We start from the raw sequence: 22,046 nt of genomic DNA, 5'->3' as shown, positions 1-22,046 counted from the left end.
ATCATATGTTAACGCAAGCAGAACCCGCCGCTCACGCGGCTTCAACGGCCGACGCTTCGCCGCTTGTCGAATTCCTGTTCGGCAAGCTGCGGCTCGATTCGGTGCCCTGGCATGAGCCGATCATCATGGTGGCCGGTGCCGGCATGGTGGGTGGCGCCATCCTCGTCCTCGGCCTGATCACCTATTTCAAGCAGTGGAAATACCTCTGGACCGAATGGCTGACGAGCGTCGATCACAAGAAGATCGGCGCCATGTACATCATCCTGGCCCTGATCATGCTGCTGCGCGGCTTCGCCGACGCCCTGATGATGCGCAGCCAGCAGGCTCTGGCCTCCAATGGCGGTGCCGGCTACCTGCCGCCCGACCACTTCGATCAGATTTTCTCGGCACACGGCGTCATCATGATCTTCTTCATGGCCATGCCCTTCGTCATCGGCCTGATGAACGTGGTCATGCCGCTGCAGATCGGTGCACGCGACGTGGCTTTCCCTTACCTCAACAGCATGAGCTTCTGGCTGACCGCCGCGGGCGCCATCCTGATCAACGTCTCGCTGGTTGTCGGTGAATTCTCGCACGCCGGCTGGCTGGCCTACCCGCCGTTCTCGGAGCTTGAGTTCTCACCGGGGGTAGGGGTGGATTACTACATCTGGGCGCTGCAGATATCCGGCCTGGGCACGTTGCTTTCGGGGGTCAACCTGATCACCACCATTTTCAAGATGCGCGCGCCGGGCATGACCCTGATGCGTATGCCGGTCTTCACCTGGACGACCCTGGTCGCCAACGTGCTGATCGTCGCGGTCTTCCCGATCCTGACTGTCACTTTGGCCCTGCTGGGCGCCGACCGTTACCTGGGGATGCACTTCTTCACCAATGACGGCGGCGGCAACCCGATGATGTACGTCAACCTCATCTGGGCCTGGGGACACCCGGAAGTCTATATCCTGATTCTGCCGGCCTTCGGCGTGTTCTCGGAAGTGGTCGCCACCTTCTCGCGCAAGCGCCTGTTCGGTTACGACGGCATGGTCTACGCCACCGCCGCCATCGGTGTCCTGTCATTCCTCGTGTGGCTGCACCACTTCTTCACCATGGGCGCGGGTGCCAATGTCAACGCCTTCTTCGGCATCTCGACCATGGTTATCTCGATCCCCACGGGCGTGAAGATCTTCAACTGGCTCTTCACCATGTATCGCGGCCGCATCCGTCTTGAACTGCCGATGATGTGGACTCTCGGCTTTATCATCACCTTCGTCATCGGCGGCATGACCGGTGTGCTTCTGGCCGTTCCAGGCGCGGACTTCGTGCTGCATAACTCGGTCTTCCTGATCGCCCATTTCCATAACGTCATCATCGGCGGTGTCGTCTTCGGCTGCCTCGCCGGCCTGAACTACTGGTTCCCGAAAGCGTTCGGCTTCAAGCTGCACGCCGGCATTGGCAAGGTCAGCTTCTGGTGCTGGCTGATCGGCTTCTGGATTGCCTTCCTGCCGATCTATGCGCTGGGCCTGATGGGCATGACCCGCCGCCTGGACTACGTCAACAATCCCGTTTGGCACATCTACCTGATCGTGGCCCTCTGCGGCGCCCTGCTGATCTTTGTCGGCATCATCGCCCAGCTAGTTCAGATCGTCTATTCCATCTGGAAGCGCGATGAACTGCGTGACCTGACCGGTGATCCCTGGGATGGCCGTACCCTGGAATGGGCCACGTCCTCGCCGCCGCCCTTCTATAACTTCGCCGTCCTGCCGAAGATCGGCAACCACGACGCCTTCTGGGACGCCAAGCAGACCGGCACCGCCTATGTGCAGCCGAAAGCTTACGAGCCCATCCATATGCCGCACAATACCCCCACGGGCTTCCTGATCGGCATTGTCAGTGCGGGCCTCGGTTTCGGCCTTGTCTGGCACATCTGGTGGATGGCGGGCGGCGCCCTACTGGTCATGATCGGCCTGGGCATCGTCCATACCTTCAACGAAAACCGCGACTATTATGTGCCGGCCGATGAGGTCAAGGCGATCGAAGACGCGCACTTCGCCAATCTCAAGAAGGCGGAACAATAAGTATGAGCAAGACCATCAATCCTGTGGCGGGTTACGAAAACCAGATCGATTCCGCCTACGATCACAATCCGAACGACGCCCACCACGCCGGTGATCATCATGATGAAGGGCCGAAAGTCACGCTTGGCTTCTGGATCTACCTGATGAGCGACTGCATCCTGTTTGCGTCGATTTTCGCCACCTATGCCGTCCTGAAAGGCAATATCGCCGGTGGCCCCAATGGCCGCGAACTGTTCGATCTGCCCTATGTGGCGGTGGAAACGGCGCTGCTGCTGATCTCCTCGCTGACCTACGGTCTGGCCATGATCGGCATGGAGGCCAACAAGCTTAAAGCCGTCATCGGCTGGCTGGCGGTTACCGCCCTGTGCGGCCTTGGCTTCATGGGCATGGAAATCCATGAATTCATCAAGCTGATCGAGGAAGGCGCCGGTCCCGACCGCTCAGCCTTCCTATCGGCCTTCTTCACCCTGGTCGGCACGCACGGCCTGCACGTCACTTCCGGCCTGATCTGGATGGGCGTTATGTTTGTCCATCTGTTCAAGCGCGGCCTGACCCCCGCCAACCGCATCCGCCTGATGTCCTTGAGCCTGTTCTGGCACTTCCTGGATATCATCTGGATCGGTGTCTTCACGATCGTTTATCTGATGGGAGCCGCCTGATGAGCACGCCCGATAACGCCAAGCCCAGGAAGGCGCGTTCCCCCCACGCAAAGCCGGTCGATACCGACCTGACCCATGCCGAGGTGGCGCATCACGACGCCCACCATGACACGGCCGGTCACGGCACGGTCAAGTCCTATGTCATCGGCTTTATCCTGTCGGTGATCCTGACGGCCATTCCGTTCGGTCTGACCATGGCGCACATGATGCCGGCCGCGACCCTGATCCCGGTCGTCGTCGCCATCGGCGTGGTGCAGATTCTGGTGCATCTGTACTTCTTCCTGCACATGAACGCGTCTTCCAGCCAGATGTGGAACAACGCCGCCTTTGTCTTCACCGTGCTGATCGTCGGCATTCTGGTGATCGGTTCGCTTTGGGTCATGTATCACCTGAACACCAACATGATGCCGGGTATGATGCCGGTCGAATAAAAACCTGCAAAACTCACGTTTGAAAGCCCATCCGTAACGCTGCGGATGGGCTTTTTATTTAGTGGCCGTTAGGAAATTGCCGGTTAAGCTGCGTTAAACATATTCGAGTCTCCAGATTTTCGCGTCTTAAGTCCCTGCCGCCTTTCACCCACGCTACAGGACGATGCCTTCGTCATGCGCAAACAGGCCCGCAAACCGACGAACAGTGACTACGTGTTCGCGCCGCACGAACGGCCGACCATGCCAGGCTCGCCCTATGCCCCGAGCCATCCCGCTCGGCGCAAGGTGGGCTATGTGATTGTGGCCCTCATCATGGCTATGGCGGCGAGCCTCTCTAATGCCATTGTCAGCGTCAATACCCAGCTGCTGGCAGGCAGCCTGGGCGTGACGACAACCGAAGTGACCTGGCTGCTGGCTGTTTATGTGGCCTTCAATGCTTCGGCAAACCTGTTGCTGATCAAGGCACGGATGCAGTTCGGCATTCCGCCGGTCATGCGGGCGCTGCTGTGGCCCTATATACTTCTGGTCTTCAGCGAACTTGTGTGGCCGAGTTTCAGCCTGGCCATAGTGGCGCGCGCCGCCGGCGGCTTTCTGGCGGCAGGGATGTCATCGCTGGTGATCTATAATCTGATGCAGGTCTTCCCGGCGAAGTACCGGCCGCTGGCCATCGTCTTCGCGGTGGGACTGCCGCAACTGGCGACGCCAATCGCCCGCCTGTTGCCGGTGGAGCAACTGCTGGTCAATGGCCAGCAGACCATCCACATGATCGAACTGGGCCTGGCGCTGGCGGCGTCGGCCGGCGCCAATCTGGTACGCCTGCCGCCGACCGACAAGGTGCCGGTCTTTGATCCGCTCGATGCCCTGACCTTCGCCCTGTTCCTGCCGGCTATGCTGCTGCTGTCGGTCTCACTCGTCATGGGGCGCAGCCTGTGGTGGACCGATACGCCGTGGCTTGGCTGGGCTCTGGCGGTATCGGTTATCCTGTTCTTCCTTGTCGGCTTCATCGAATACAAGCGCACCAATCCGCTGCTTCATCTGCGCTGGATCGGCAGCCGGGATATCCTGCGCTTCTGCATCGTGGCCATGCTGGTGCGGCTGGCGCTCAGCGAACAAACCTATGGCACGCTGGGCCTGCTGACCGTCGGCGGGCTGAATAATGACCAGCTTCACGGCCTGTTCGCGGTCATCCTGTTCGCCATGATCGGCGGCACGCTTGTCAGCGCCGGGTTGCTGAAAGCGCCGCGCATCCCCTACATGATCATCGCGGCCTCGCTGGTCATCGCGCTTGGGGCGTGGCTCGACAGCTTTTCTTCCAGCCTGACGCGGCCGCCGCAGCTTTATTTGTCACAGGCGATCCTGGCCTTCGGTTCGACCTTCTTTATCGGTCCGGCGCTGTTGTTTGGCTTCGGTAAGGTACTGGAGCAGGGCAAGGGATTCATCGTCAGTTTCAGCGTCATGTTCGGCCTGTCGCAGAATATCGGCGGTCTGGCTGGTTCGGCGCTCCTCAGCACATATCAGGTCATCCAGGCGAGGGCGCATAGCCAGTCCATGTACAGTCATCTGCTGGCCGGTGATCCGGCCGTGGCGGCGCGCGTACAAGGAGGGATTACCTCACTCGCGCAGGTCATTTCGCGCGAGGCTAATGTGGCGGCGTTCAATGATGTGGCGCGGCTGGTCATGGTCATCGCCCTCCTGACGGCCGTTTATATCGCTTACCTGATTATCCTAAAACGGCTGGCGGACCGCAAGCAGGCCCTGGCCCAATCCTCATCCACTGCAAAGGCGGCTGTATGACCGACGCTGTGAACCCCACTCAACCCCAGGCCCCGGACGAGGCGCCGCGTCACTGGCATCCGCCGCAGCGCCCGAATATCGTGCTGGCCTTCTTTGCCGTGCTGGCGGTGGTCGCCGTCCTGCTGATCCTGTGGGCCTGGAACCTGCCGCCTTTTACCGGCGGTGATCAGGTAACGCAGAACGCCTATGTGCGTGGTCGCACGACGGTTATTGCGCCGCAGGTCAGCGGCTATGTCACCGAGGTGAGGGTCAAGGACTACGAGACCGTGCAGGCCGGGCAGGTACTGGCGCATATCGATGACCGCATCTACCAGCAGCGCGTGGCGGCGGCGCGGGCGAGTCTGGCGGCAGCGGAAGCGAGCCTCGCCAATTCGGAACAGGCGCGGGCCTCGCGGGCCGCGGCGGCGCAAGGGCAGGCGGCATCGCTGACCAGTGCTCAGGCCCAGCTTCTGCGGGCACAGGCCGATATGAAGCGCGTCGACGAGCTGGTGGGGGATGGTTCGGTATCGCTGCGCGAGCGGGATTCGACGCTTGCAGCCCTGCGCGCGGCGGAAGCGCAGGTTAATCAGGCCAAGGCGGCGGGGGAAATAACGCAGCAGGATATCCGCACGGTCGAGGTCGGGCGCGGCGGGCTGATGGCGCAGGTCGAGGCGGCGCGGGCACAACTGAAACTGGCGGAGATCGACCTCAGCAATACGGTCATCCGTGCGCCGGAAGCCGGACAACTGGGCGAGATCGGTGTGCGCGTCGGGCAGTATGTCACCAATGGTACGCAACTGCTTTCCCTGGTGCCGCCCGACCGCTGGGTCATCGCCAATTACAAGGAGGCCCAGACGGCGCGTATGGCGGTAGGGCAGCCGGTCGTCATGAGGGTGGATGCGCTGGGCGGGGCGAAGATCAACGGTCATGTCGAGCGTCTGTCGCCGGCGGCAGGATCGGAATTCTCGGTTATCCGCACCGATAATGGCACGGGTAATTTCGTCAAGATCCCGCAACGGATCGGTATCCGTATCCGCATTGATCCTGGCCAGAAACTGGCGGAGCGCCTGCGGCCGGGCATGTCGGTGGAAACCCATGTCGCCAGCCATGCGAAGGGGAAGGTATGAAACCGGTTTTGCTGCTGAGCGTGGCGTGTATGCTGGGGGCTTGCGCCGGGCCGCGCCCGGACGTGCCGGTGAGCGCGCAGGTGACGCCGCCTGCGGGATGGCGCGAAGCGGCGGCCGCACCGGCCCCGGTCAATATTGACTGGTGGCGTGGCTTCAATGATCCGGTTCTGACAAACCTGGTCGAAACGGCGCTGGCCAATAATACGGATATTGCCCTGGCGGCGGGGCGGGTCGATGAGGCGCGCTTTGGCTATAAGGCGGCGGAAGGCGCGCTGTTGCCCTCGCTCAATGGCAGCGGCGCGGGCGCCTATTCACGATCGATTTCTTCGGTCACCGGACGGCCGGTTACGCAAACCGCCGGCGAAGCGGACCTGCCGTTGTCCTATGAGGTCGATCTCTCCGGACGCTTGCGCAATGCCTCAAGAGCCGCCCGCGCGAGCTTGCAGGCTTCGGAATATGCCCGTGAGCTGACGCGGCTCAGCGTGGCCGGCGCGACGGCAAGCGGTTACATCACGCTACGGGCGCTCGATGCTAGGCTGACGCTTTTACAGGCCACCCTGACCACGCGCGAACAGGCGCTGGCGGCGGCGCGTCATCGCGCTGATGTGGGGTACAGTCCGAAGCTTGAATTGCAGCAGGCGCAGGCTGAATATAGTGCGGCTCAACAGTTGATCCCGGCTGTCGAACTGGCGATCCGTCGTCAGGAAGATGCGTTGAGTATCCTGCTGGGAGATAATCCGCGCGCTATCGAACGCGGCGTGGCTCTGGGGGATTTGGCCGTGCCGGTCGTGCCTGTCTCCCTGCCATCCGACCTGTTGCGTAACCGGCCGGATATCGCCCAGGCTGAAGCGCAGATTGTCGCCGCCGATCGCTCACTCGATGTGGCCCGCGCCGCGTTCATGCCGACGATACGCCTGACGGCCTCCGGCGGTTATGCCAGCTCGGACCTGTTGCCGCATGGCTATGATGTCTTCTCGCTCGGCGGCAATATCGTCCAGCCGCTGTTCCAGGGCGGGCGCCTCAAGGCTCAGGCGGGAGCCGCGGCCTCACGGCGCGACCAGGCGGCGTTTGCCTACAAGAAGGCGGCGCTGAATGCCTTCCGCGAGGTTGAGGATTCACTGGCGGCGGTAGATCGGATCAATGCGCAACTGTTGATTCTGACGGACCAGACCGCCTCGCTGGCGGAGGCTTACCGGCTGGCTGGGAATCGCTACAGGGCCGGTTATTCGCCCTATCTCGAACAGATCGACGCGCAACGTACATTGCTGGGCGCGCAATTGAACCTGATCCAGGCGCAGGCCGATCACCTTAATGCGGTGGTCGGGCTTTATCAGGCCGTCGGCGGTGGGGTAGTGTCTAATTCCTGACACTTTTGTCTTATGAAGCAAGAGTAAGAAGTGAAGCCACAGATTGCACAGATTAACACAGATTTTTCAGCGCCCTAACATCCATCCATGGTGTATGGAAATGTGAAAACGCTGACGCTTCGCGCCATTCAATGTCCGGAACACATGCAATGCCTGATGATAATGCACTGAAAATCTGTGTTAATCTGTGCAATCTGTGGATTCCCTTACTTTCTTGAACGGTGAGGATCAACCAGCCTGCAAAAGTTCAGATCACAAAAACTGCCGGAAAATAAAGTACAGAGCCCCGGAAATGGCGATGGTGGCGGGCAGGGTCAGCACCCAGGCCAGGGCAATGCCGCGCAGGGTCGAGGTTTGCAGGCCGTAGCGGTTGGCGGTCATGGTGCCGGCCACGGCGCCGGAAAGGATATGGGTGGTCGAAACCGGCAGGCCCAGGCGTTCGGCGGCGAAGATGGTGACGGCCGAAACAATGCCGGCAGAAGCCCCTTGCGCATAGGTCATTTTCGAATTACCGATCTTTTCGCCGACCGTGACGACAATGCGCTTCCAGCCGACCATGGTGCCCAGGCCCAGCGCCAGAGCCGTGGCGATCTTGACCCAGTTGGGGACATAGCGCGTCATGTCATTCAGGGTGGATTGCAGCCCGGAAAACGCCGGAGGCGCCGTTTTGGCGCTTTTCACGATGCCGACTGCGGCATTGACCAGATACATGTCGTTGCGCAGTTGCGGCATGTCGGCGGCGGGCACATTGCGCAGGGCGCCATGGGTCTTGATCTCGTCTTCGATATGATTGGTCATCAAAGCCAGGGCGCCGTAAAGGTCTGGCGTATCGATGCGGCGGTTGCGCACGGCGGCATTGACCGCGCTGCGGGCGATATCTAGCGTCGGCACGGTAGCGCCATTGGCATGGCTGGTAAAAGCCTGCGCGCCGGCGTCGAGTTGCGCCATATAGGCCGGCTGGGCGGTGTCGGGCAGGGTGCGGTTGAGCGCATATGTGGCCGGTGCGACACCGATCAGGATGATCATGATCAGGCCCATGCCCTTCTGACCGTCATTGCCGCCATGGGCGAAGGAAACGCCGGTGCAGGCGGCGATCAGAGTGGCGCGTATCCACAAAGGCGGCGGGGTTTCGCCCTGTGGGGCCTCATAGAGCTTCGGGTTGCGGATCAGCGCCTTCATCGCCAGCAGCAGAAGCCCCGCAACAAAAAAGCCGATTAGCGGCGAGAAGATCAGCGCCTTGCCGACCTTGATGGCCTGCGCCCAGTCGATGCCGGAGGTGGCGTTCATGGCCGAGGTCATCAACTGGTTGGCAACGCCGACGCCCATGATCGAGCCGATCAGGGCATGGGAGGACGAGTTGGGAATGCCGAGCGCCCAGGTGCCGAGGTTCCAGATGATGGCCGAGATCAGCAGGGCGAAGATCATGGCATAACCGGCGCCGGTGCCGACCTGGAGGATCAGTTCGACCGGCAGCAGCATGACGATGCCGTAGGCCACGGCGCCGGTGGAGGCCAGGACGCCGAGAAAGTTGAATACGCCCGACCAGATAACGGCGGTCAGCGGCTTCATCGAATGGGTGTAGATGACGGTGGCGACCGCATTGGCGGTATCGTGGAAACCATTGACGAACTCAAAGCCGAAAGCGATCAGCAGGGCCAGGCCGAGGAACAGGAAGGCGCCCAAAGTGATCGGTTCACCGATCGACAGGGCGTCATGATGCACGCTCCAGCCGACATAGAGCAGGCCCACGATGATCGGGATAAGGAACAGCAGGCTGGCGGGAAGGCCGGCGGCTTTTGCGGTATGAGGCGTGGAGGTCACGGAGTCTGTCTCTGCCGGGTTTTCAGTGGCGCTTCTTTGGCAGGTGCGACGGCAAGAGTCGATTTGTTTTTATGACAGATTTATGACGGAGATTGACGAAAAAGCCTTTGAAACAAAGAGCTTTTCTAAATTTTGAAAGCGCCGATTGAGCTGATGGCAGGCAGTTAAAGGCTTTGCGTGGATCATTTAGGCCGAACACGGATTAAAGGCCGGAACATGTCCGGCCCTTAAAAACGCTTTACGGGGCAGGCGTAGGCGTAACCCCGTTCCGGCCGCAGTTTCAGGGCGTCGCCGATGGTGAACTGGTCGGCTTCGGTGCCGTGCGGGTGCTGGGTCTCGAACAGCGAACCATCGGTGCCGCTCAGTTCCAGACGCAGACTGTGACCCGCCTTACGCACCGTCTAAACCAGCCCTATCTCAAAAACAGGCTTTTCAGCCATTGCGAGCCACTGCGCGCCACCTGCTGCCAGTCGGCGTCTTCCACATCATCGATGTCGGGCGTGTAGCCCCAGGGATTGAACAACTTGACGCGCGCGGCTTTGAAGTGAGCAGTGTTGCGTGTGACCAGGACGAGGCTATGCGCCTGTGCCGTGGCGGCCATCAGGGCATCGCGTTCACTTTTGGATTCGACATAGCCCATGGCGGCGCGCTTTTTTACCACACCGGCATCTATGGGCAGGATACGGCCGTCAAAAGCGCTCATCACTTGCTCATCCAGCCAGGCGCGCAGGGGGGCAGCCTGTAGCTTGTCACGTCGCTCGGCTTTCCCAACACTGTTTTCCAGTTCGAGCAGGGTTAAGGCCGACATATAGAGATTCTGACGAGCGATACCGGCGGCCCAGGTTGCGACGCCGGAATCACAGCCACCGGTTCGGGCCTTGCGCAGTTCAGTGATGACGGGCGTATCGAGCAGGTACATGGATCAGTCTTCCAGCCCGGCTGTGCGGTCCCAGGCGACCGTTGAACCGGTCGGTTCCAGATCGGCTGTTTCTGCTGGCAGCATGGCCAGAAGATCGATGATGCTTTCCGTCTGGCCGCTGATCTGGCGGAAGGCCTCGAAACTCATCAGCACGTGTGAGGGGCGGCCGCGATCGGTGATAAAGACCGGTCCCTGGCGGGCGAGCCGCTTGGCCTTGCCGACATCCTGATTGAAATCGCGGCTGCTGATAGTGGTCATTATGTTTCCCCGAACACTCTTCCTGCCACGATAGGACAGGCGGCTTTCATCTGCAAAGAGAATCCACATTGCTACAAGAAAAACAGTGTAAATGTAGATATGTTGCTACAGTGTTGTGAAATAGCAACGGTAATTTTTTCAATAAAACAAATGACTTAAAAATATTCTTTTCAATTGACCAATTTCAAAATCTGCGACCCCTTAAGGCAGCCGGCGAGGCCCAAACCATAATCTCGTCATAACAAACAACCGGGGAAACCAAGTGAATATGCTCGATCTGGTGCCAGCGGACCTGCTGCAAAGCGCCATCCATGAAATAACCAATATCCTGTCGCCGCATGGCGCCGTGGGCGCGGATGGCGTCACGAGAGCCTATGCGCCAGGTGATTTTTCCACGCACTTCTTCCTCCAACTGGCTGTCATTATCGTGACCTGCCGCGTGGTTGGCTGGCTGGGCCAGAAGTTTCTCGGCCAGCCCCAGGTGGTCGGCGAAATGATCGCCGGCGTTATCCTGGGGCCATCCCTGTTCGGTCTGTTTCTGCCGGAAATCCAGGGCGCCGTCTTTCCGAAGGAAATGAAGAACGTCCTCTATACCGGCGCGCAGTTCGGTGTCGGGCTTTACATGTTCATGGTCGGCACCACCTTCCGCGCCGATCACTTCGCCCAAAAGGGCAAGAGCGCCATGTTCGTCTCTCTGGCGGGCATCACCGCGCCCTTCCTGCTGGCGATCCTGATGACACCATGGCTGATGACCGTGCCGGGTCTGTTCGCAGAGGGCATTTCGCGGTTCAATGCCACCCTGTTCATGGGCGCCTGCATCGCGCTTACGGCCTTCCCGATGTTGGCCCGCATCATCAATGAGCGTGGCCTCAGCAATTCGGCCCTGGGCACTTTATCCTTGACGGCCGGCGCCTTCGATGACGCCGTGTCGTGGTGTGTGCTGGCTATCGTGCTGGCGACCTTCGGCGCCGGGCCGGGCGTGGCGGTCGTGGCGATTGCCGGTGGTCTCGCCTTTGCCCTGTTTGTGATCTTCATTGGCCGCAGGTTACTGGCGCCGCTGGGGCGCATGGTTGAAGCCCAGGGGGAACTAAGCCATTCCGTTCTCGCCATTGTCATGATCTGCTTCTTCCTGGCAGCCTTCGTGATGGACGCTGTCGGCATCCATGCCATCTTCGGCGGCTTCATTCTGGGCACCGCCATTCCGCGCGGCAAGCTGTGCGAGGAACTGAAGAAGAAGGTCGAGCCGTTCGCGGTGATCGTGCTTCTGCCAATGTTCTTTACCTATTCGGGCCTGAATACCCGCATGGACATGGTCAGTTCTGTGCCCATGCTGCTGGTGGCTGGCGCCGTCCTGCTGGCGTCAGTGCTGGCCAAGTTCGTGGCCTGCTGGGGCGCGGCGCGTCTGAGCGGCGAGGACAACCGCACGGCGCTGGGCATCGGGGCGCTGATGAATTCGCGCGGCCTGATGGAACTGATCATCATCAATATCGGCCTGCAGAAAGGCATTATCGGCCTGCCTCTGTTCGCCATGCTGGTCATGATGGCCATCATCACAACGGTTATGGCCTCGCCGGTATTTGAATGGGTTTACGGCCGCAAGGCGCGTGAAAGCGGCGAACTGGGTGCCGTGCCGGATACGGCGAGCTAACCCGGATTCGCCTGACAAGCGTCTCAACTCCCTAAAAATTCACCTTTGCCCCTGTTTCCCTTTGGAAACAGGGGCTTTTTTGGTTAATGACGATAGTGTGACGCAAAATGGATAGTGACAAACGCGGACCGCCCTGGGCGATCCCTGGGGGATAAAATGCAGAAGGCATGGAAAATGGCCGCGCTGGCCACGACGTTAAGTCTTATGGCGGGACCGTCCTTTAGCGGCGTAACCCTGATGCCGGAAAAGCCGGGCGCGGTGGAATACGATCCGAAAACGGGTTTCCCCGATCACAATGGCGGCTTTTCTGCGATGGTAATCATCATCCCACAATCGCAACTGGCCGAATTCGACAAGGCGGATGGTGGCGCGCGCCAGATCAGCCGCGTGGCCCGCGCCGAACCGGGCGCGCAACTGGTGATCAAGCTGGTTTTTACCGGCCTCAGCGCCGACAGCAGCGGCACGGGCGAGGTGACCTACGATCTGAAGGTTCTGACCCCTGACGGTCAAATCTATGCGGCCAGTGATTACAACCACCTGGCGGCCGTGCGCGGTCCGGTAGGAGATGGTAAGCGCGTTTTCGATAACCGCACCAAGGTGGTGCTGATGTCGTTCAATCCGCAGGATAAGCCCGGCATCTACACGATCAAGGCCGTGGCGCGCGATGAGGTAGCGCATCTGGAGGTGCCGCTGGCGACGACGATCGAACTGGTGCCCTCGACTGCAAAGGTGGAAGCACCCGTTGCGGCGCCGGTTAAAGCCAAAAAAACACACAGCCGGAAGAGGCGGCGCAGATGATCCTGTTCGTTGCCCAGACCTTCCTGCCGGAAGCCGGTGTCGCGCCCGCCCTGATGACAGGGCTGGTTCATGCCCTGACCCTGCGCGGGCATCCGGCGGCGGTCTACTGCCGCGAGAGCCGGCTGGCGGCGGTGAAGGCGTTCGATGCCTCACGGCGCTATGCCATCCATCGCTTCGGCGGCCCGCGGTTCTGGCGGCGAATGCAAATGGCCGGCGCGATCCGGCGCCGGATTGCCCGTGGCGGCGTCACCACAGTGGTGGCCGATAGCTGGAAAAGCCTGGAGAGCCTGCCCCGCAAAGCCTTGAAAGGTGTCCGCGTCGTTTGTCTGGCGCATGGCAACGAATATACCGATAAGGCGCAAACCGGGCGTATCCGGTCGGTATTGGCGAGGGCCGATGTGGTTGTTGCCAATTCAGAGTTTACAGCAGGACTGGCGCGCTCCATGGCCGGGCAAACGCCGGTGGATATTGTCCTGCCGGGCGTCACCCCGCCGCAAGGCGCGCATTTGGGGCTAAGGCCGCATGTATCCGGTGACCGTTTGCTTTGTATCGCGCGTCTTGAGCCGCGAAAAGGCATCGATCAGGTAGTCGGCGCCTTGGCGGCGCTGAAACCGCAGTATCCCAGGCTGACGCTAGATGTGGTGGGCCAGGGCGAGGACAGTCAGCGTCTCACCGAGCTGGCGGCGGCGCTGGGGGTTTCCGGGCAGGTGAATTTCCATGGCTACGTATCGGATACGGCCAGGGCGGAACTGATCCGGCAGGCGCGGGTGTTCGTGCTGCCGAACCGGCCGGATGCTTCGGGCGTCGATGCGTTCGTTCCGGCCTTCCTGGAGGTGGCAGCCTGCGGTGTGCCGGTTGTGGCCGGGAAAGCGGGCGGCGTTGCCGATGTGGTCCTGGACGGAGAAACCGGCCTGATTGTCGACGGGGAGGACATTGACAGCTTGACCAATGCCCTGCGACATCTGCTAGATGATGCGGCCTTACAGCGCCGTCTGGGCAGTGCCGCGCAGAAGCGGTTCTGGGCCGAATTCGCCTGGAGCGAGGCGGTGGGCCGGTATGAGGTCATTCTGGGCCTGACAGGAGACAAGACATGAGCGAAACCCTTCCAGATACGGTCAGCCTGATCATCCCGGCGCGGGAAAAGGATCTGGGGGGCTTCAAGGTGCGGCGTGTGCTGCCCTTCGCCAAACACCGTATGGTGGGGCCGTGGATTTTCTTCGATCATATGGGACCGGCGGATTTCGCGCCGGGCATTGGCATCAATGTGCGGCCGCATCCGCATATCAACCTGGCCACGGTCACCTATCTGTTCGCCGGCAATATCCTGCACCGCGATTCGCTGGGCACGCGTTCGGTGATCAAGCCAGGCGATATCAACCTGATGGTGGCGGGGAAGGGGATTACCCATTCCGAGCGGGAGGAACAAGAGGCGCAGTCCAAGGCCCGCCACCTCGACGGACTGCAACTGTGGCTGGCCTTGCCGGAAGCCGACGAAGAAATCGACCCGGCCTTCTACCACTATGACGCCGATGAAATTCCCGGCATTACTGAAGACGGTTTGTCCGTGCGGGTTATGATGGGTGAGGCGTTCGGCCTGACCTCGCCGGTGAAGACCTATGCCAAAACCCTCTATGCCGAGTTCCGGCTTAAGGCGGGCAAGAGCGTGGAAGCGCCGCTGACCGCCGAGGAGCGCGCTGTCTATGCCTGCAATGGGGCTATCGAGATCGACGGCCAGCGGCTGGAGCCTTATGAAATGGCGGTTCTGACGCCGGGCGCGGCGGCACAGATCACGGCGCTTGATGACGCGCATTTCGTCATGATCGGCGGCGAGCCCCTGACCGAGCGTCATATCTACTGGAATTTCGTGTCGTCACGCCCGGAACGGATCGAACAGGCCAAGGTGGACTGGCAGGCACAGGACGGCATCGCCTTCCCGAAGGTGCCGGGTGACGAGGTGGAGTTTATTCCGCTGCCAGAATAACAGCAAATTGGTTTACGACCGATCAGCGAAATAATTCAACGACTTCTCCGTTCACGAATATCTTCCTGGGCGGTCCTTTCGAAAAATCCAAGGAAGCTGGATTCGAGGTGTCGCGGGATTTAATCTTTACCGATGATCCATCCACGGAAATCGAGACGTAGGATGGGACAGTTAAAGCATATTGCCCGACGTATTTCTCGCCGTGAAAAATGACTATCCTTTGTCCTCCGTGATCAACGCTTCCATTCAAAGGGTGATATCGATAACGGTAATCGTAAATCGACAACTCATTCCCCGATGTCCGTCCTGCAAGAATGAACGTGGCATCCTTTCCAGAACAGACTATTGGTCCGGAGAATTGGGCTTCCATCAGCGCCTTTTTCCTGCCGGCCATACATAGGTCCGAGGTCATCGCCAAGCTAGGGATCAATGGTAAGGCGGCAATCAGAGGCATTGCAGTCAGGAATTTCATCGGCCGTTCCTTCTTCCTCTAAATTACCTTGGCATATGACCTTAGCTTTGGGGCGTGACCTGCCACCAGACATATCAAATTGGTGTTGATCCATTGTCAAGCTGACCGTAATCTTGACTACGGTTAATGAAGGGGGGCGATGCTTGGCCTAACATTACACGTAAGTAATGTTGCGCCTGACACCTTTACAAAAGAAACAAGTTGCGCTTGGTTAGTCACCCTCCGGGGTGTTCCAGCGTCAGTCAGGGTTTCATGAAAAAATACGGTTTGAGTTTGGTCAGCGCACTGGCGCTGATGTCTGCGGTCCTGGCTCCGGCCGCGTTTTCCCAAGACACAGGAGTGAATATGGCGCCGCCCGCGGTGCCGGTCGAGCAGCCGCAGAATATCCCCTATCCCGGCACCTTGCAGGTTACGGTGGACGCCACCGACCTTGATCACCGGATTTTTCAGGTCAATGAAACCGTGCCGGTCGTCAAAAGCGGTGACATGGTGCTGATGCTGCCAAAATGGCTGCCGGGCCACCATTCGCCGGGCACCGAACTGAGCCGTGTAGCCGATATCATCGTCACCGCAAATGGTCAGCGCATCAACTGGCTGCGCGACCCGATCGATATGAACGCCTTCCACATCACCGTGCCGGAAGGCGTCAAGACGGTAGAGGTGGCGTTCAAATACCTGGCGCCCGTGACCTCCAGCGCCGGCCGCATCACCATGACAGCCGACATGGTCGATCTGCAATGGAACTTCGCTTCCATGTATCCGGCGGGCTACTATGCCAAACAGATCCCGGTGCAGGCCACGCTCAAAGTGCCGGCCGGCTTCGGCTACGCCACCGGGCTGGAAACCGACAGCAAGTCCGGCGACACCATCGTCTTCAAGACGACCGACTATTACACCCTGATCGATTCGCCGGTCTATGCCGGGCGTTATTTCAAGACCTGGGATCTGACGCCGAAGGGCAGTGATACGCCGGTGCGCCTGAACATCATGGCCGATGCGCCGGATATGCTCAATGCGCCGGATGATGTCATCGCCATCCACAGGAAGCTGATTGAACAAGCCTATAAGCTTTATGGCGCACATCATTATAATCATTACGATTTCCTGGTGGCGGCTACGGATACGCTGGGCGGCATCGGGCTGGAACATCACCGCTCCTCCGAGAACAGTGTGTCGGAAAAATATCTGACCGACTGGAAGACGGCCTTCGTGGGCCGCGACCTGCTGGCGCATGAATATACCCATTCGTGGAACGGCAAGTTCCGCCGCGGCGCCGATCTCTGGACGCCGAATTTCCAGGTGCCGATGCGCGACTCGCTGCTCTGGGTCTATGAAGGCCAGACGCAGTACTGGGGCTATATGCTCGCCGGGCGTTCGGGCCTGCTCAGCAAGGATCAGGATCTGGGCGCCCTGGCGATGATCTTCGCCTCCTATGACAACCTGCCGGGCCGTAAGTGGCGTCCGCTGATCGACACCACCAATGATCCGATCATCTCGTCGCGCAGCCCGCAGAACTGGACCTCGATGCAGCGCTCGGAAGACTATTACAATGAAGGTCTGATGATCTGGCTCGATGCCGATACCCTGATCCGCGAGAAGACCGGAGGCAAAAAATCGCTCGACGATTTCGCCAAGGCTTTCTTCGGCATCAAGAATGGCGACTGGGGTGAGACGACCTATACCTTCGATGACGTGGTAAAAACCTTGAATGGCGTCTACGCTTACGACTGGGACAGCTTCCTGAAAGCGCGCGTCTATGGCTACGGCCAGAACAATGACGGCGCGGCGCCGACCGATGGTATCACCCGCGGCGGCTACAAGCTGGTCTATCAGGAAACCCCGACCGATTATTTCAAGTCTCTGGAATCCTTGCGTAAATATTCCAACCTGAACTATTCGATCGGCTTTTCGGTCAGCAGCAAGGACAACTCCATCATGTCCGAACTGTGGGACAGTCCCGCCTTCAAGGCCGGCCTGACGCCAGGCATGACCCTGGTGGCGGTCAATGGCAAGACGTTTGACATGGACCTGCTCAAGAAGGCCATCACCGATGCCAAGACCGGCACCGGCCCGATCGAACTGATCGTGAAGTCGGACGACAACTACAAGACCGTGAAGATCGATTATCACGGCGGCCTGCGTTACCCGGTCCTGCAACGGATCGAGGGCAAACCGGCTCTGCTGGATGATATTCTGGCTGAGAAGAAGTAAGGAAGCGCATCCCGTAAAGTGTGCTGCACTTTTCGGATTAAGATGCGCGTCAAGCAAAGTGAAAGGCGGGCCGTACAGCCCGCCTTTTTAATGCAAAGCCAGCAGGGCGGGGCCCTTCACCAGCCAGGCCATATAGCCGGCGTAGGCCAGAAGGAACAACAGGCCGGCCAGGCGTCCGATCGGCTGGCGCCGCAAGATGATCACCGCCAGGCAGATGGCCGCGGCCAGCATCAGTGGCAGGTCGACATGGAGAAAATGCGGCGCAATCGAAAGCGGATGGACGGCGGCGGTGATGCCGAGAATGCCCAGTATATTGAAGATATTGCTGCCCAGCACATTGCCCAGCGCCATTTCATTCTGGCGACGGATCGAGCTGAGGATGGTGACGGTCAGTTCGGGCAGGGAGGTGCCGACCGCCACCAGCGACAACCCGATAACAGCATCGGAAACGCCGAAATCACGGGCTATGGCGGTGGCGCCGCGCACCAGGCCATCGGCGCCGGCGATCAGGGCCGCCAATCCGGCGATCATCCAGATAAGCGCCACCAGAGGTGACAGGCTGACTTTCGGCGCGATGTCTTCCTCACCCTTGCGGCCTTCCAGCAGATAGACCAGCAGCAAATAGGCCACCAGCGCGCCTGCCATGATCAGGCCGTCGCGTTGTGACAGGACGCCGACCCGGCCAGCCAGGTCAGGGCGCCGCTGACCACGAGCATGATCAGGGCTTCGCGCCGGACATTGCGGGCGGTGGTGGCGATCGGCCGCAGCAGGGCGCCGACGCCTAAGATCAGCAGGATATTGGCGATGTTCGAGCCGACGACATTGCCCACGGCCACATCCGGCGCGCCTTGCTGTACCGATTGCAGGGCGACCAGCAGTTCGGGCATGGAGGTGCCGAAGCCGATAATGGTCAGGCCGATAATGAGCTTAGGAATCTTAAGCGCTTCCGCCAGGGCGACGGCGCCCCGGATCAGGGCTTCACCGCCGAGGAACAGGCCCAGTAGGCCGCCGGCAACCAAAACATAGTTTATGTGAGCTGTAATGAACTCCATTCGCCCCTCCCGTCCATGGGGACATGTTTACCATGTCTGAAAGGCCGGGATAAGCAAAACCGGATACCGGACATACGATTTCGCTGCCAGAGCCATTCTGTTCATCGTGCAGTCATGTGGCAGGATTTAGCCTCCGGCAGATCATACCGGAGGGGTATCATGGCCCGAATGCAACTGCTGGCCCTTCTGGGCTGTGTCTCAGTCTTCTCTGCTTTAGCGCTTCCCGCAGAAGCGCAATTTCTTCGTCAGCGCCTGATCGAACGCATCAAGACAAAATCCGATGCCACGCCGCCGCCGGATGCCGGAAAGCTGGTGCCGGGCGCCACGCAGCGCAGCGCCAGCTATGGCGCCAGTCCCGAACAGACAATGGAAATTTACCTGCCGCCGCATCCGGATCACGCGCCGGTCATCGTCATGGTGCATGGTGGCGGCTGGCGCATCGGCGACAAGAACATGGCCGGGGTGGTGGAGAACAAGGTCAAACACTGGCTGCCGAAGGGATATATCTTCGTCAGTATCGATTACCGCATGTTGCCGGAAGCCAGGGTCGATGTGCAGGCGCAGGATGTGGCCTCAGGGGTCGCCTATGTGCAGAGGCACGCCAGCGAATGGGACGGCGATGGTAACAAGCTGATCCTGATGGGCCATTCCGCCGGCGCGCATCTGGTGGCGCTGCTTTCGGCGGATCCGTCGCGCGTGCGCAGCGCCGGCGGTCACAACTGGTCAGGCACGGTGGTGCTGGACAGCGCCGCCTATGACGTGGCCTCGGTGATGAACCGTAAGCACACGCAGCTTTATGACGACGCTTTCGGCACTGACCCGGCCTATTGGGCCAGCCTGTCGCCGGCACAGCATATCGCGCCGGATGCGGTGCCGATGATGCTGGTTTGCGCGCTGAAACGCCCGGATGATTCCTGTGGGCAAAGCCGCGACTTCGCCGCCCGTCTGAAGGACGCCGGTCATTCTGCGCCGGTTTTGCCGGAAGATTTGAAACATGGCGAGGTCAATAGCGAGCTTGGCCTGCCGGGTGAATATACGGATAAGGTCGATGGCTTTACGAGCGCGCATCTTGGCAGGTGAAGAGTTAGGCGCTAAACCCGTCCTATGATCCGCCTCCACATTTCTGAACCGACGCCCACATTCAGCATAGGGTTGACCCTGCCGCTCAATATTGACCAGGGGCGGTATCTCACCTCCGTGATGCGCAAGGGCGCGGGTGATCAAGTGTCGCTGTTCAATGGCCGTGACGGCGAATGGACCGCGCAGATCGCCGAGACGGGAAAGAAGCAGATTATGCTGAGGCTGACCGAACAGACCAAGCCGCAGCCGCCCGGGCGGGGACCGGTATTGGCCGTGGCGCTGATTAAACGTTCCCCGCTGGAATATATCATCGAGAAGGCGGCGGAACTGGGCACGTCGCGGATTCAACTGTTGACGACCCGCCGCACGCAGTCGGACCATGTCAAGCTGGAGCGCCTGAAGATCATCGCCCAGGAGGCGGCCGAGCAGACCGAGCGGCTGGATGTGCCGGAGATTCTGGCGCCGGTAAAGCTCGATGCCTTTCTGGCGGCGCCCGACGTGGAGGCGATTATTTTCGGTGACGAGGACAGCACGCATGAAGGCGATGCGCGCCGCACCAGTCCGTTGCTGGACGTTCTGTCAACATTGACAAACAAGAGCGCGGCAATCCTGATAGGACCAGAAGGCGGCTTTGATGACCATGAGCGCCAGACCTTGCGCGGTATGGCAAACGTCCATCCCGTCAATCTCGGTCCGCGCATCCTGCGTGCCGATACCGCGGCCATTTCCGCCCTGACCCTCTATCAGGCAGCGCTTGGCGACTGGAAGTAAATCGCCAAAAACATAATTGTCACCTTGCCAGTGACGGAAGGGCAGCCCATATAAGCCCCGCTTGCAATATTGAGAGGGCAGGGCGCGTGGCTGAGACTTCTAAGGCGGAACCTGTCCGCACCATGGCCGATCTGGTCAGTTATTTTGAAGCCGGTAACAAGCCGCGCGAAAATTGGCGCATCGGCGCCGAGCACGAGAAGTTTGCCTTTCATCTCGATACCCTGCGCCGCCCAACCTATGAGGGTCCGTCTGGTATCGAGGCCATGCTGGTGGGGCTGGAGCGCTTTGGCTGGAAGCCCTATTATGAGAACGGCAAGATCATCGCCCTGCTGAAGAACGGCGCCTCGGTGACTCTGGAACCGGGCGGCCAGTTCGAGCTTTCGGGCGCGCCGCTGGAAACCCTCCACGATATCTGCAACGAGACCGGCCAGCACCTGGAAGAGGTCAAGACGGTCGCTTCCGAGCTGAAGCTTGGCTTTATCGGCCTCGGTTTCTCGCCGCTGTGGACGCGCGTGGAAACGCCGGTCATGCCCAAGGGGCGCTATAACATCATGCGCGCCTATATGCCGAAGGTTGGTAAGCTGGGGCTTGATATGATGCTGCGTACCTGCACCGTGCAGGCCAATCTCGACTATGCCGACGAGGCCGATATGGTGCTGAAATTCCGCACCTCCCTGGCCCTGCAACCGATCGCTACGGCGCTCTTCGCCAATTCGCCCTTTATCGAGGGTAAGCCGAGCGGTTTCCTGTCTGCGCGCGCTAATGTCTGGACCGACACTGATCCGGACCGCACCGGTATGCTGGATTTCGTGTTCGAGGACGGCTTCGGTTTCGAGCGCTACGCCAGATACGCGCTCGACGTGCCGATGTATTTCGTCAAGCGCGAGGGCGCGGCGAACGGCGGCTATATCGATGCCTCCGGCCAGGATTTCAAGGCTTTCCTCAAGGGCGAACTGCCGGCCCTGCCGGGCGAGTTGCCGACTATGGACGATTGGGCCGACCATCTGACCACCCTGTTCCCCGAAGTGCGTCTCAAGAAGTATCTCGAAATGCGCGGCGCCGATGCCGGACCGTGGGGACGCCTGTGCGCCCTGCCGGCGCTGTGGGCGGGCCTGCTCTATGACCAGCCGTCACTGGAAGCGGCGTGGGAACTGGTCAGGGGCTGGACGAATGACGATCACAACACCCTGCGCGGCATGGCGGCTAAAACCGGCCTCAAGGGCGAGATCGCAGGCCGTCCGGTCAAGGACTGGGCGATGGACGTGCTGGAGATCGCCAAACATGGCCTGAAGAACCGCAACCGTCTGTCCGGCGGGATGGTCGATGAAACCGGATACTTAAGCGAACTGTTCGAGATCGCCGACAGTGGGCTTACGCCGGCCGACCGTCTGCTGGAAAAGTTCAACGGCGTCTGGCAGGGCGATTTCCGCAAGCTGTACGAAGCGGAAGCTTATTAGCGCGCATCCCCAAAGCGTGACGTACTTTTTAGAGTGACATTTCCGATCGAATTTCGATCGGCAAGGGCGACTGCCCGCCGTGCCTGATGGCGCGAGCCTCACGGCGCTTGAGTGTGAAGAATCGTATACAGTTTCGCATGTGCAGTGACTCTTATGCTTGCCAAGGG

At 60.1% G+C, this 22,046-nt stretch carries 21 protein-coding genes; 14 read left to right on the top strand and 7 right to left on the bottom strand.

The features are described 5' to 3' along the window. The first annotated feature begins 5 nt into the window (after positions 1 to 5). The 6 genes from cyoB (at position 6) to NVV72_18565 (ending at position 7,411) form a co-directional block, all read left to right on the top strand. Positions 6 to 2,054 carry a cytochrome o ubiquinol oxidase subunit I gene (gene cyoB / locus NVV72_18590; protein ID MCR6661226.1) on the top strand — a complete coding sequence of 683 codons (2,049 nt, stop codon included), beginning with the start codon at positions 6 to 8 and terminating at the stop codon, positions 2,052 to 2,054. A gap of 2 nt (positions 2,055 to 2,056) precedes the next feature. Continuing rightward, entirely contained in the window at positions 2,057 to 2,713 is a 657-nt protein-coding gene (gene cyoC / locus NVV72_18585) for a cytochrome o ubiquinol oxidase subunit III (protein MCR6661225.1), read from the top strand. After that, positions 2,713 to 3,144 carry a cytochrome o ubiquinol oxidase subunit IV gene (gene cyoD / locus NVV72_18580; protein MCR6661224.1) on the top strand — a complete coding sequence of 144 codons (432 nt, stop codon included), beginning with the start codon at positions 2,713 to 2,715 and terminating at the stop codon, positions 3,142 to 3,144. The genes cyoC and cyoD overlap by 1 nt, the downstream gene beginning before the upstream one ends. 174 nt (positions 3,145 to 3,318) lie before the next feature. Beyond that, positions 3,319 to 4,938 (top strand): MFS transporter, encoded by a 1,620-nt coding sequence (locus NVV72_18575; GenBank protein ID MCR6661223.1) that lies wholly within the window; start codon positions 3,319 to 3,321, stop codon positions 4,936 to 4,938. Continuing rightward, entirely contained in the window at positions 4,935 to 6,044 is a 1,110-nt protein-coding gene (locus NVV72_18570; protein MCR6661222.1) for an HlyD family secretion protein, read from the top strand. The genes NVV72_18575 and NVV72_18570 overlap by 4 nt, the downstream gene beginning before the upstream one ends. Next, a complete protein-coding gene (locus NVV72_18565) occupies positions 6,041 to 7,411 on the top strand; it encodes an efflux transporter outer membrane subunit (protein ID MCR6661221.1) in 1,371 nt (456 codons plus the stop codon). Before NVV72_18570 ends, NVV72_18565 begins: the two co-directional genes overlap by 4 nt. 252 nt (positions 7,412 to 7,663) lie before the next feature. Here NVV72_18565 and NVV72_18560 read toward each other — a convergent pair whose 3' ends face one another. The 4 genes from NVV72_18560 to NVV72_18545 all read right to left on the bottom strand — a co-directional run bounded on the left by NVV72_18560 (position 7,664) and on the right by NVV72_18545 (position 10,409). After that, positions 7,664 to 9,232, bottom strand: a complete 1,569-nt coding sequence (locus NVV72_18560; GenBank protein ID MCR6661220.1) for an inorganic phosphate transporter — start codon at positions 9,230 to 9,232, stop codon at positions 7,664 to 7,666. A 227-nt stretch (positions 9,233 to 9,459) separates the two neighbouring features. Next, on the bottom strand, positions 9,460 to 9,630 hold the full coding sequence (locus NVV72_18555) for a hypothetical protein (protein MCR6661219.1): 171 nt from the start codon (positions 9,628 to 9,630) through the stop codon (positions 9,460 to 9,462). Between the two features lie 14 nt (positions 9,631 to 9,644). Beyond that, entirely contained in the window at positions 9,645 to 10,151 is a 507-nt protein-coding gene (locus NVV72_18550; protein ID MCR6661218.1) for a type II toxin-antitoxin system VapC family toxin, read from the bottom strand. A gap of 3 nt (positions 10,152 to 10,154) precedes the next feature. After that, positions 10,155 to 10,409, bottom strand: a complete 255-nt coding sequence (locus NVV72_18545; GenBank protein MCR6661217.1) for a type II toxin-antitoxin system Phd/YefM family antitoxin — start codon at positions 10,407 to 10,409, stop codon at positions 10,155 to 10,157. Between the two features lie 268 nt (positions 10,410 to 10,677). Here NVV72_18545 and NVV72_18540 point away from each other — a divergent pair, with 268 nt between their 5' ends. The 4 genes from NVV72_18540 (at position 10,678) to NVV72_18525 (ending at position 14,836) form a co-directional block, all read left to right on the top strand. Continuing rightward, positions 10,678 to 12,057 carry a cation:proton antiporter gene (locus tag NVV72_18540; protein MCR6661216.1) on the top strand — a complete coding sequence of 460 codons (1,380 nt, stop codon included), beginning with the start codon at positions 10,678 to 10,680 and terminating at the stop codon, positions 12,055 to 12,057. A 156-nt stretch (positions 12,058 to 12,213) separates the two neighbouring features. Next, positions 12,214 to 12,855 carry a hypothetical protein gene (locus tag NVV72_18535; GenBank protein ID MCR6661215.1) on the top strand — a complete coding sequence of 214 codons (642 nt, stop codon included), beginning with the start codon at positions 12,214 to 12,216 and terminating at the stop codon, positions 12,853 to 12,855. After that, complete coding sequence (locus NVV72_18530; protein ID MCR6661214.1) at positions 12,852 to 13,949, top strand: glycosyltransferase family 4 protein; 1,098 nt, start codon at positions 12,852 to 12,854, stop codon at positions 13,947 to 13,949. The genes NVV72_18535 and NVV72_18530 overlap by 4 nt, the downstream gene beginning before the upstream one ends. Beyond that, positions 13,946 to 14,836 carry a pirin family protein gene (locus NVV72_18525; GenBank protein MCR6661213.1) on the top strand — a complete coding sequence of 297 codons (891 nt, stop codon included), beginning with the start codon at positions 13,946 to 13,948 and terminating at the stop codon, positions 14,834 to 14,836. The genes NVV72_18530 and NVV72_18525 overlap by 4 nt, the downstream gene beginning before the upstream one ends. 22 nt (positions 14,837 to 14,858) lie before the next feature. Here NVV72_18525 and NVV72_18520 read toward each other — a convergent pair whose 3' ends face one another. Further along, positions 14,859 to 15,308: a hypothetical protein gene (locus NVV72_18520; GenBank protein ID MCR6661212.1), complete on the bottom strand. Its 450-nt coding sequence runs from the start codon at positions 15,306 to 15,308 to the stop codon at positions 14,859 to 14,861. Positions 15,309 to 15,560: 252 nt separating this feature from the next. On the opposite strand from NVV72_18520, the gene NVV72_18515 reads away from it, so the two are divergent. Next, complete coding sequence (locus NVV72_18515) at positions 15,561 to 17,519, top strand: peptidase M61 (protein ID MCR6661211.1); 1,959 nt, start codon at positions 15,561 to 15,563, stop codon at positions 17,517 to 17,519. Between the two features lie 87 nt (positions 17,520 to 17,606). Here NVV72_18515 and NVV72_18510 read toward each other — a convergent pair whose 3' ends face one another. Continuing rightward, positions 17,607 to 18,164 (bottom strand): hypothetical protein, encoded by a 558-nt coding sequence (locus NVV72_18510; protein ID MCR6661210.1) that lies wholly within the window; start codon positions 18,162 to 18,164, stop codon positions 17,607 to 17,609. Positions 18,165 to 18,166: 2 nt separating this feature from the next. Further along, positions 18,167 to 18,571 carry a hypothetical protein gene (locus NVV72_18505; protein ID MCR6661209.1) on the bottom strand — a complete coding sequence of 135 codons (405 nt, stop codon included), beginning with the start codon at positions 18,569 to 18,571 and terminating at the stop codon, positions 18,167 to 18,169. A 159-nt stretch (positions 18,572 to 18,730) separates the two neighbouring features. Between NVV72_18505 and NVV72_18500 the strand changes: the two genes are divergently transcribed. The 3 genes from NVV72_18500 (at position 18,731) to NVV72_18490 (ending at position 21,879) form a co-directional block, all read left to right on the top strand. Further along, the gene (locus tag NVV72_18500) at positions 18,731 to 19,651 is read left to right on the top strand and encodes an alpha/beta hydrolase (protein MCR6661208.1); all 921 of its coding nucleotides are present in this window, start codon (positions 18,731 to 18,733) and stop codon (positions 19,649 to 19,651) included. A 24-nt stretch (positions 19,652 to 19,675) separates the two neighbouring features. Next, positions 19,676 to 20,422 carry a 16S rRNA (uracil(1498)-N(3))-methyltransferase gene (locus tag NVV72_18495; GenBank protein ID MCR6661207.1) on the top strand — a complete coding sequence of 249 codons (747 nt, stop codon included), beginning with the start codon at positions 19,676 to 19,678 and terminating at the stop codon, positions 20,420 to 20,422. 122 nt (positions 20,423 to 20,544) lie between these two features. Beyond that, entirely contained in the window at positions 20,545 to 21,879 is a 1,335-nt protein-coding gene (locus tag NVV72_18490) for a glutamate--cysteine ligase (protein MCR6661206.1), read from the top strand. Positions 21,880 to 22,046 lie beyond the last annotated feature (167 nt).

The organism is Asticcacaulis sp. (genome assembly GCA_024707255.1).
Lineage (GTDB): Bacteria > Pseudomonadota > Alphaproteobacteria > Caulobacterales > Caulobacteraceae > Asticcacaulis.
Note: the sequence above shows the minus strand (reverse complement) of the source record. Positions and strands in the feature narration are given on the sequence as shown.